The 8,557-nt window shown below is 63.6% G+C and carries 9 protein-coding genes; 4 read left to right on the top strand and 5 right to left on the bottom strand.

Features of this window, described 5'->3' with window-relative positions:
• Both MKK84_RS05815 and MKK84_RS05810 read right to left on the bottom strand, forming a co-directional pair.
• Positions 1-224: hypothetical protein (locus MKK84_RS05815; protein ID WP_243917455.1), on the bottom strand; the 224-nt coding region annotated here is incomplete at its 3' end.
• Between the two features lie 60 nt (positions 225-284).
• Positions 285-620: a DUF3102 domain-containing protein gene (locus MKK84_RS05810; RefSeq protein WP_243917459.1), complete on the bottom strand. Its 336-nt coding sequence runs from the start codon at positions 618-620 to the stop codon at positions 285-287.
• On the opposite strand from MKK84_RS05810, the gene MKK84_RS05805 reads away from it, so the two are divergent.
• Both MKK84_RS05805 and MKK84_RS05800 read left to right on the top strand, forming a co-directional pair.
• A complete protein-coding gene (locus MKK84_RS05805; RefSeq protein ID WP_313899315.1) occupies positions 534-812 on the top strand; it encodes a Rha family transcriptional regulator in 279 nt (92 codons plus the stop codon). The two genes, MKK84_RS05810 and MKK84_RS05805, sit on opposite strands and share 87 nt — an antisense overlap.
• A 470-nt stretch (positions 813-1,282) precedes the next feature.
• Entirely contained in the window at positions 1,283-1,561 is a 279-nt protein-coding gene (locus MKK84_RS05800; RefSeq protein ID WP_243917453.1) for a hypothetical protein, read from the top strand.
• Between the two features lie 357 nt (positions 1,562-1,918).
• Here the strand turns inward: MKK84_RS05800 and MKK84_RS05795 are convergent, their stop codons facing one another.
• Entirely contained in the window at positions 1,919-4,375 is a 2,457-nt protein-coding gene (locus MKK84_RS05795; RefSeq protein ID WP_243917451.1) for a TonB-dependent receptor, read from the bottom strand.
• A gap of 309 nt (positions 4,376-4,684) precedes the next feature.
• Here MKK84_RS05795 and MKK84_RS05790 point away from each other — a divergent pair, with 309 nt between their 5' ends.
• Complete coding sequence (locus MKK84_RS05790; RefSeq protein ID WP_243917449.1) at positions 4,685-4,987, top strand: hypothetical protein; 303 nt, start codon at positions 4,685-4,687, stop codon at positions 4,985-4,987.
• Positions 4,988-5,070: 83 nt separating this feature from the next.
• Here MKK84_RS05790 and MKK84_RS05785 read toward each other — a convergent pair whose 3' ends face one another.
• On the bottom strand, positions 5,071-5,283 hold the full coding sequence (locus MKK84_RS05785; RefSeq protein WP_409566449.1) for a MucR family transcriptional regulator: 213 nt from the start codon (positions 5,281-5,283) through the stop codon (positions 5,071-5,073).
• A 629-nt stretch (positions 5,284-5,912) separates the two neighbouring features.
• On the opposite strand from MKK84_RS05785, the gene MKK84_RS05780 reads away from it, so the two are divergent.
• Positions 5,913-6,899 (top strand): IS481 family transposase, encoded by a 987-nt coding sequence (locus MKK84_RS05780; RefSeq protein WP_243917448.1) that lies wholly within the window; start codon positions 5,913-5,915, stop codon positions 6,897-6,899.
• A gap of 574 nt (positions 6,900-7,473) precedes the next feature.
• Here the strand turns inward: MKK84_RS05780 and MKK84_RS05775 are convergent.
• Positions 7,474-8,148 (bottom strand): NYN domain-containing protein, encoded by a 675-nt coding sequence (locus tag MKK84_RS05775; protein WP_243917446.1) that lies wholly within the window; start codon positions 8,146-8,148, stop codon positions 7,474-7,476.
• Positions 8,149-8,557: the final 409 nt, after the last annotated feature.

The raw sequence follows: 8,557 nt of genomic DNA, 5'->3' as shown, positions 1-8,557 counted from the left end.
GGGCTCAGATCGCGCGGCTGGCCCACCCTGCTGCGCTGCCCGATGCTCTGCGGGGCCCGTAGGCGGCGGCCGCCTTCAAGGCGGACCGCTGCCGCCAGCTGGGCCGGCGTGGGCTTCCCGGGCCTGCTGGCGCGCTTGGGCTTGGCCGGCGCGGGCTCAGCATCAAGCACCAGGCCGGCGGCGGCGAACAGGTCGGGCAGATCGGGCAGGTCGGGATCAGGCATGTGGTGAGGCTCCACTTCACCATGGTGGTGAGTCCCTGCCCCCAAGGCGCCAAGAGCGGATCACGCACTGTCCACAGGAGAGATGGCGCCGCCGGCCGCCTCGGCCTCGCGCATGAACTCCTCCCGGATGGGCTCGGGGGTGGACGGGGACGCCAGCGCGTAGAGAACGGTGGCAGGCAAATCCGCCACCGTGGCGGATTTGCCCGCAAAGGCTTCTGCCGCCTGCATGAAGCGCAAGGCCGTGCGATCGGCCATCGAGAACTCGGCCTCGATCCACGGCAGGAAGTTGCCGTGGGCAAGGCGGTGGCGATGCTTACCACCGAGGTGGCCGAGCTGACCGGCAAGCGGCACGACCACGTGATGCGGGATGCCCGCAAGATGCTGGTCGAACTGCACGGCGAGGGGGGTCTCCCCAACTTTGGGGACACCTACCGCAACGAGCAAAACGGCCAGGATTATCCCTGCTACCGCCTGCCCAAGCGCGAGCTGATGGTGCTGGTAACGGGCTACTCGGTGGCCATGCGCGCGGCCCTGGTGGATCGCGCGGCGCGGCCGGTTTCCTCTGCCTCGCAGAAGCAATCGCAGTAGGGCCGCATCTGTAACAAGAGGGCGGCCCTCCCTCCTGTCTACAAATTGACGATCCGCGCACCGCGATGCACCATGAGGCGTCCTCCCAAGGACTTCCACCGGCCTGGTTGTGGCATCCCCTCGATCAACGGTCAGGCCGGTGGACTATCCGAAGTCACCGTGGGAACAAGGCGCATCAATTCAAGTTGACGCACCGCAGCGAGGTACGCATACTCGTTGTGCCCTTCTGGGGCGTTTCCTCCCTTGACTTCGGGCCGCTCCATCGTGGGCGGCCTCTTTTCTTTGGGGTGCCTCAGCAGTTACCGCACAGACATTGCACGTTCGGTACGCTACATCGTGCACGTCGCTCCGGCCCCTGGCCGAACGGCACAGGGCCGAACCACGTCATCACGGGATCCGGCCCAACCCTCCCGCCGTGCGGCAACTCGCTTCTGGATGGGTCCAACACCGTCGTTGCGCAGCGCAAACCGATGGCGTCTCTGACCACCAAAGCGGTGGCCGCGATCTCCATGACCTACACCCTTCATCGGCTCGCAGCCGGCAGTTACGATCTAGTCGTCCAAGGCGCGATCGTCGGTACCGTGGTGCGCGAGGTCGCTCGAAACGGCGAAGCCAAGGGGTGGCATGCGGAGCTGCTGACCGCAGTCCCGCCCCTGCCGGCGCCTTTTACGAACGAGGCGCACCGGTTCGACACGTTGGAGGCGACGATCGCTTGGCTGGGTGGGGCGACCATACAGAACGGCGGCTGAGCAGATACGTGGGCACGCTCTTGAGCTGTCGATGTACGAGCCAGCCTCCGCGTAGGGTGCCGTGCATCTTCCTGCCTGCCCAATTCCGGCACAAGGCCCCGCGGGCCCCGTTGACGGCGCGCTGAGGTGTCTCCGCCTGCAAGCAGACGATCGCGGGAACTCTTGCACGGTCGACCAGTTTGCTGGGCAACTGTATTGAGCAACACCGCCCCGTATTGCTCGATACGGAAGCGCCCGACCAAGGATCATCTCCCCTTGGTCGGGCTTTTATGTCTATCGGCAACACGCTGATACAAATCTGCGGCGCCATGGGTGTAAGGCGTCGGGATCCTTTACTTGGCGGCCACGGTTTCTCGATCATACCTCTGGATAGGAGATGATCTTGATGAAACGTTTTGCTCTTGCATCAACTGCGCTCCTGGCTGCGCTGGCTTTCATCCCGACTGGGGCTGAGGCGCGTGGCTTTGGTGGGTGTGGTTTCCGCGGCGGCGGCTTCGGCGGTGGGTTCCGCGGCGCTGAGTAGGACGACGAGAACGCTGAGACGTTGAGGCCGAAGCGCCAGTTCGGGGTGATGTTGTACTCGAACCCGGCCTTGATCTGGTGATCCGGGATTAGCGGGATCTTGTCGCCCCGCCGCACGTTGATGCCGCCGTTCGGGACCACGTCACCGCCGGTAGCGCCTCCGGCCGCGCCGGTACCGGCGAGAGGATTGTTCGGCGATGACAGCGTCTGGTTGAACTGGAAGGTGGCGTCGATCAGCGCGTAGTTCGCGTAGATTAGCAGGTCAGGCGTGACGACGTACTCGGCGCTAACCTCGATGCCCTGTCGCTGGGTCGCGGGTACGTTAATGTAGTAGGCCCGCGCTGCATTGCCCGCGACGGCGACCTGATAGAGATCGTTCTGTAGGTCGGTGCGGAAGACGCCGGCCTTGTAGTTCAGATTGCCGCCCGAGAGGAAGCTCGGGATCACGCCGCGGAAGCCGGCCTCGTAGGTCCGCCCAGTTACCTGCTTGAGCGGCGGGTCGGCTACCAGCGAGTTCGGCAGAAGGCAGGGCTGGGTCGGGCTGGAGCAGGACAATTCCAGCGGCGTCGGAGCGCGGTTCGACTCGGAGTAGCTACCGTAGAGGTTGAGTGCCGGGTCGAACTGGTAGGTCAGGCCCGCCAGCGGGTTGACCTTGGTGAATTCGTGCGTGCCCGTCACGTCCGGCGAGAACCCGGTCTGATCGCGCGTCTGGATGCGGGCGTAGTTGAGCCGGAAGCCGGCGGTGAGTGACAGTCGATCGGTGAGATCGAGCGTGTCGGTGGCGTAGAGGCCGAGATACAACGTCGAGCCGCTGACGTTGCTCGGCGCGATGCCGAGGGCGCCGAGGGTCCGGATATCCGGTGTGCCGAGGCCCGGGATGTTGCCGTAATACGGGTTGTTCGGATCGGTCGAGACCGACAGGTTCGGGTTGATCACACCGAGGGTGCTCGACGACTTGAACGAGAAGTTCGAGGCGTCGACGCTGCCGCCGACCACGAAGGTGTTGGGCAGGCCGAAGATCCGGTCGCGGTTGGCCGCCTGCAGCGAGCCGCCATAGGCCTCGGACTGGGTCAGGGTCGTGTCGATCGTTCCGTATGGGACGTTCCGGAAGGGGATCGGCTGGCCGTTTAGGCCGATGATCGTGAACTGGTTGGCATAGGCCCGGCGGGCGGCGACCTGGCTGGTGGGCGGGGCGTTCACATTGAACGCATCGTCCTGATAGCAGAGAAAGCCCTTGAAGTTGCCGCGCTTGCTGCAGTTCTCAAAGTTGCCCTGATTGCCGTCGACGTAGTTCTCACCGAAGCGCCGGTAATACGCGTTGCCGGCAAGGTCCCAGGTCGGCGAAATGTCGACCCTACCGGTGAGCTGGAGCGAGCCGACCTGCGTCGTCTGAGTCTGCGGGTAGGTGAAGATTGCCCGCGGATCGACATGGGTGAAGTCCACCGGCGTTGCGGCCGCCGCGCCGTAGAAGCTGCGGGCGGCGAGCCCGATCAGGTGGAACTCCGAGTCCTGCGAGCGATAGCCGAGATCAGCGTAGAGCCTGCCGATCGTACTTGGGTTCTCGTAGCGCCAGCCCCGGTCGTTCAGCCCATCGCCGGTGAAATAAAAGCTCCAATTGTCGACGATCTTACCGTACTGGAGATTGCCGGCCACCCGCCCATCAGAGCCACCGAATGCGGTGATCTCGGTGCCCTGCCAAGTGAAGCCGTTCTTCATCTGGATGTTGACCGCACCGCCGATGGCGTTGAGGCCGAAGACCGGGTTGCCGGTGACCACGTCGATCCGCTGAACAGCTTGCGGCGGGATCAGGTCGAAGTTGACGACGTCGCCGAAGGCCTCGTTGATGCGGATGCCGTTCTGGTAGACGGCCAGGCCCTGCGGCACGCCCTGTACGGACGAGGCGGTGAAGCCGCGGTAGTTCAGGTCAACGCGGTTCCCGTTGCCCTGCGAGTCGTTGAGGTTCACGCCCGGGGTCGAGCGTGCGAAGGTGGCGATGATGTTGTCGGTGCCGCGGTCGACGTCGATCTGGCGGGCTGTGACGGTCTCGACCGTGCTGGGGATCTTGTTAAGCGGTTGCTCGGAGCCGCGCAGGCGGATCGGACCGGCGGGTGCGGTCGGGACCACCTGGCCCAGCGTATTTAGGTTTTGCGCAGCACTGGAGTTGCCGCCGCCTGCGCCGACGGGCGAGGTCGAGACGACGCTGATCTCACCGAGTGTCACGGCTTGCTGTGCCTGTGCTAGCCCGGGCAGCATTGCCACGGACGCGATCAGGCTGCCTCGTAAGGCGCGCATGTCTTCCCCCAACCAAATTCAAGACCACGCCCCACTTTTCTTGGGTGCGCCGATCAGAGCGATGCTTGATTGGCGGACAGATACAAATCACGGGATCGTGTATACTCAGTCTTTGTCGGTATGAGATCGAATTGAGACTCTCTTTGTAGCTTTTTTGCCACATATACTGCGCTTTTTTCTTGAGCGGATATGGGAATTTGAGGAAACATCAAACGGGATAATTTGGCATTCCCACCGCTCTGACGGCGATGTGATTTCTTGTGCGACAGTTCCGACGATACGTGCGCCAGGCCAATATCAGGATCCGCCATGGCCAGACGCACCCTTCCTTTTAGTGCGCTCACATTCAGTCATGCCTCCCCGGAAGCGGGACGACGCGGGTTGGTCATCTCGGTGGGTCGCAAGCCTGTCGCCGTCGCGTATGAGTTCTCGACCGGAGCCAGTTCCGGATCGATCGCAACCGCTGCGTCACAGGCGAAGTGCGACGCGCTGCGGGCGATGTGGCTTGAACCCACCGTGATCCTACGCCTGGAGGATGGCCGGCACATCGATATCGCGATCACCCAATGCGAGGCTAGCAAGGCGACGTTCGAGATCGTGGATGATGGCTGATCGGTGCCCGCAATCGTCTTGCACGGATCCATGGTAGGCGCCCGCCGCGCGCTGCGAGGGACCGTCATCGCCTGTCCGCGATCTCACCCGGCACACCTGGCCGGGGACGGGTCATCCGATTTGCGGCCGAGCTTGCGGCGCCTAGCTGCGCTGGAGCATCGGTCCGAGTAGGATTGGGCGACCATCGGGTAGTCACGCGGCAAGCCCCATTTCTCGCGGTATGCCTGCGGTGTCAGTCCCAGCCTCGCGAGATGCCGCTTGAGCGATGTGTAGGAGTTTCCGTCCTCAAAGCTCATAAGTGCATCGGGACTGATCGACCGTTGAATTTGTGCAGGCGTGAGTGATGCGAAGGCGGAAGGCATCGGGATTGCAGCGCTTGCGTGGGGTGCCTTGGGAAGAGTGCTCAGATGCAGCCTGGAGACACGACACGCAAATCACGATGCAGTGCAGAGGGCTCAGGATCTCAGACGTCGGCACACAGCGATAGAAAAGCGACTAGATACTCAGGACTCGATTGGCCAAGCCGCCATGATGGCGATGGCCAAGCCGTTTCGAAAAGTCTTCTCTTACGGTCCCGAACGCTCCACCCCGTCCAGCGTTGGGGTCGCCTGCACGATAGCTGCGAGATCGAGGCTGTGCCCACCCAGGGAGCGGTGAGGGCTCCTCAACCGGCGAACGGCCCACGTGCCAGGGCGGCGCGAGCAGCAGCCACGACATCGTCGCGCGAGGCCATGTCGTCGCCCGTCCCCAGCATGTGGCCGCCACGCGTGACCTTCGGAGCGAACAGTCCCTCACCGTAGCGGCCTTTCGCGCCTAGGTGTTTGGTTGCGGAACGTCGTTGGGATGTGGCACGTTGGGCGATCAAAGCCTACGCGTGGCGGTTTGAGGGTGTGCGCCGCCGTGCTGCCGTTCGGAGGGCTCGTTGATGCTCGCCATCCATCCCCAAGCCCGCACCACCCCGGCTGTTCGCGCCGAGATCGCCCGCTCGGCGGAGAGTTCCGGGGTGTTGGCCAAGCGCTACGGCGTCTCCACCGAGACCATCCGCAAATGGCGCAAACGCGGCCCCGATGCCTGTCAGGATCGCTCGGCCCGGCCCCATAAGCTGCCCTGGCGCGCCAGCGATGAGGAGCGCGCCGTCGTGTGCGCGCTCCGTCGCAGCACCGGCTTCCCCCTCGACGCGCTGACCTTCGTCGTCAGCCACTTCCTGCCGCACCTGAACCGGGACGCCGTCTATCGCATCCTCAAGGCGGAGGGCCTGAACCGGCTGCCGCCGTCCGAGAAGACCCGCAAGCCGCACGGTACCTTCAAGGACTACGAAGTCGGCTTCGTGCACGTCGACGTGAAGCATCTGCCCAAGCTACGCGACCGCGACGGCTCCACCCGCAAGCGCTTCCTCTACGTCGCCATCGACCGCGCCTCCCGCTACGTGCACCTCGCCGTCAAGGACGACGAGACCACGGCCTCGGCGATGGCTTTCCTCACGGAAGCGCTGGCCGCCTTCCCCTTCCAGGTCACTCACGTGCTCACCGACCGCGGCTCCTGCTTCACCGCCGATGCTTTCGAGGGCGCCTGCGAGCGGCACGGCGTGCAACACCGCAAGACGCGCCCCTACACGCCGAAGACCAATGGGATGGTCGAGCGCTTCAACGGCCGGGTGCAGCGCGAGGTGCTGGGCATCATGATCTACAGCCACACCGACCTGGAGATCGTGCTGCGCGGCTTCAACGCGGCCTACAACGGCCGCCGTCAGCGCGTGCTGAACGGGCTCTCGCCCGGAATGGTCCTGCAGCAGCGCCTCGAAGCCGATCCAAGCTTGGCTAATCCCACCTACAGACCGCCCAGCCCAAGTCTCATCAAACGCGCCCTTCGCATCGTCGCAGATGCCAAGGAGGTCTCGCATCCAGACACCTAGGCCCCAATATGGCGCCGCACGCAGACAGATCACGACGCGCTCGCCAGCCTCAGCCTGCGGGAACAGCACCGTGTGCGCCCAGTCGAGAGCCACACGGCAGGACGGCAGGGCTGCCAGCATCGGATAATCCGTGAAGCGCTGGGAGTGATACGGACCAATGTTCAACACAGCTACGCGGTGCTGCAGCTCCTGCCAGGGACCGAGTCGCTTTGTGCGCGCCGTCCACCACGCATGCCCCCGATTATGATCGTCCGGACCACGTAGTGGTGCTTGGCCCGCGCGGCGGTCCGCGTATTTGCGTTGCGACTCTGGCCAGTCCGCCTCCTCGACGTCGCGCTCATCCATTCCAGGCGAGAGGTAGAGCAGCACCACGCGCGCCGTTCGCAACGGTCCGTCGATGTTCGACGGCAGGCATCGAAGATCGAAGGAATGCGGCGATCGATCGAGGATTGGCTTGTCGGCGGGGTGGACTCGCGCGTCGGGTGGAACATCGGCCCAGAAATCGAAGATACCTACGCTCACGGCGCGCCTCCAGCCCGGGCATATCGGCGTGTGGAATGGTCGTATCGAAGCCTCAGCTTAAGCTGCCCGCTATGTCGACTGGGATCGCAGGACGAGCATCTAGGTCAAGAACGACGTCTGAGTGCTGCTTCAGCTCCACGCGAACGTTCGAGCCCATCGGGTCTAAAAACACCTTTACGCCCTCGCGGCGAACGAACTTGAACGCCGGCACAAAATCGGAGTCGCCGGTCACCACAACGACTGCTCGGACCATTTCGCGCAGAGCTAGCCGCGCCATGTCCATGCCGATCCGCATGTCCACGCCCTTCTGGGAAATGTCGAGGACGAAGTCATCATCTTGCAGGGCTCGCGGCGCTCGCAGCAAATCCCGAGCGGCGCGAGGTTTGATGTTCCACTTTTCTGGTGACAAACGAACCTCACCCATGCGAAGCGCAACATGGGGCTTCAATACTAACTGATCAAATAGACTTTGCGCCTGCCTGTAGCGCTCGGTTGTCGAGAGATTATAGCTCGCCTTGCTGACAGGGTACTTTAGGCTCTCTGATGAAGGTGCGGCATCATAATAGTAGATGCGCAGCAATTCGTAGTTGCTGACCTCCGGAAGGCGCCGAAGCCGTTCGCAGACGGACATCACATCGTCTGCTGTAGCGTGCCGGCCGAGTTTGGCGTGGAGCTTCTTGGTGAGGAACCCACCATCAAGCATGATGGCGTAGAGCGACCGCTGCAAACTCCGCGCCCTTCCCCCAAAACAGACGGAGCCGGCTCACTCCCTGCGCTCTCGCGCGCCGCATCGCGGCTTGTCGGAATGGGCCGGCTCACTCGTCTATCTGCCGCACCTTAAGGGAGGTGCGTGTACGTCACGTAAACCCTGGATCAGCCGCGTCAAGATGGAATGTCCGCGGCTCGGTGGTCTGCGGATCGACAAAGAGTGGCCGTAGGGCGAGATGCTGGAGCCGCGTTGCGTCAGCGCAAAAGCTCGCAACGTTGACTTAACCGTGCCGCCCGGCCGACATGGGCCTTTCCGGCTGGGCCGCCTCGGCGAGTCGAAAGCCGGCAATTCAGGAGAGCAACCGCTGCGGATCTGAGACCCTGAAAAGCCAACAGCCCCTTCCCGGCAAGGAAGAGGCTGCTGAAAA

Source organism: Methylobacterium sp. E-065, from assembly GCF_022829605.1.
Taxonomy (GTDB): domain Bacteria; phylum Pseudomonadota; class Alphaproteobacteria; order Rhizobiales; family Beijerinckiaceae; genus Methylobacterium.
This window is presented reverse-complemented; position numbering and strand designations above follow the sequence as displayed.

What these genes read in the sequence shown, in the direction of transcription:
- MKK84_RS05805 (WP_313899315.1), top strand. Translation starts at nt 534, where the DNA reads ATGCTTACCACCGAGGTGGCCGAGCTGACCGGCAAGCGGCACGACCAC.
- MKK84_RS05800 (WP_243917453.1), top strand. Translation starts at nt 1,283, where the DNA reads ATGGCGTCTCTGACCACCAAAGCGGTGGCCGCGATCTCCATGACCTAC.
- MKK84_RS05795 (WP_243917451.1), bottom strand. Translation starts at nt 4,375, where the DNA reads ATGCGCGCCTTACGAGGCAGCCTGATCGCGTCCGTGGCAATGCTGCCC.
- MKK84_RS05790 (WP_243917449.1), top strand. Translation starts at nt 4,685, where the DNA reads ATGGCCAGACGCACCCTTCCTTTTAGTGCGCTCACATTCAGTCATGCC.
- MKK84_RS05785 (WP_409566449.1), bottom strand. Translation starts at nt 5,283, where the DNA reads ATGAGCTTTGAGGACGGAAACTCCTACACATCGCTCAAGCGGCATCTC.
- MKK84_RS05780 (WP_243917448.1), top strand. Translation starts at nt 5,913, where the DNA reads ATGCTCGCCATCCATCCCCAAGCCCGCACCACCCCGGCTGTTCGCGCC.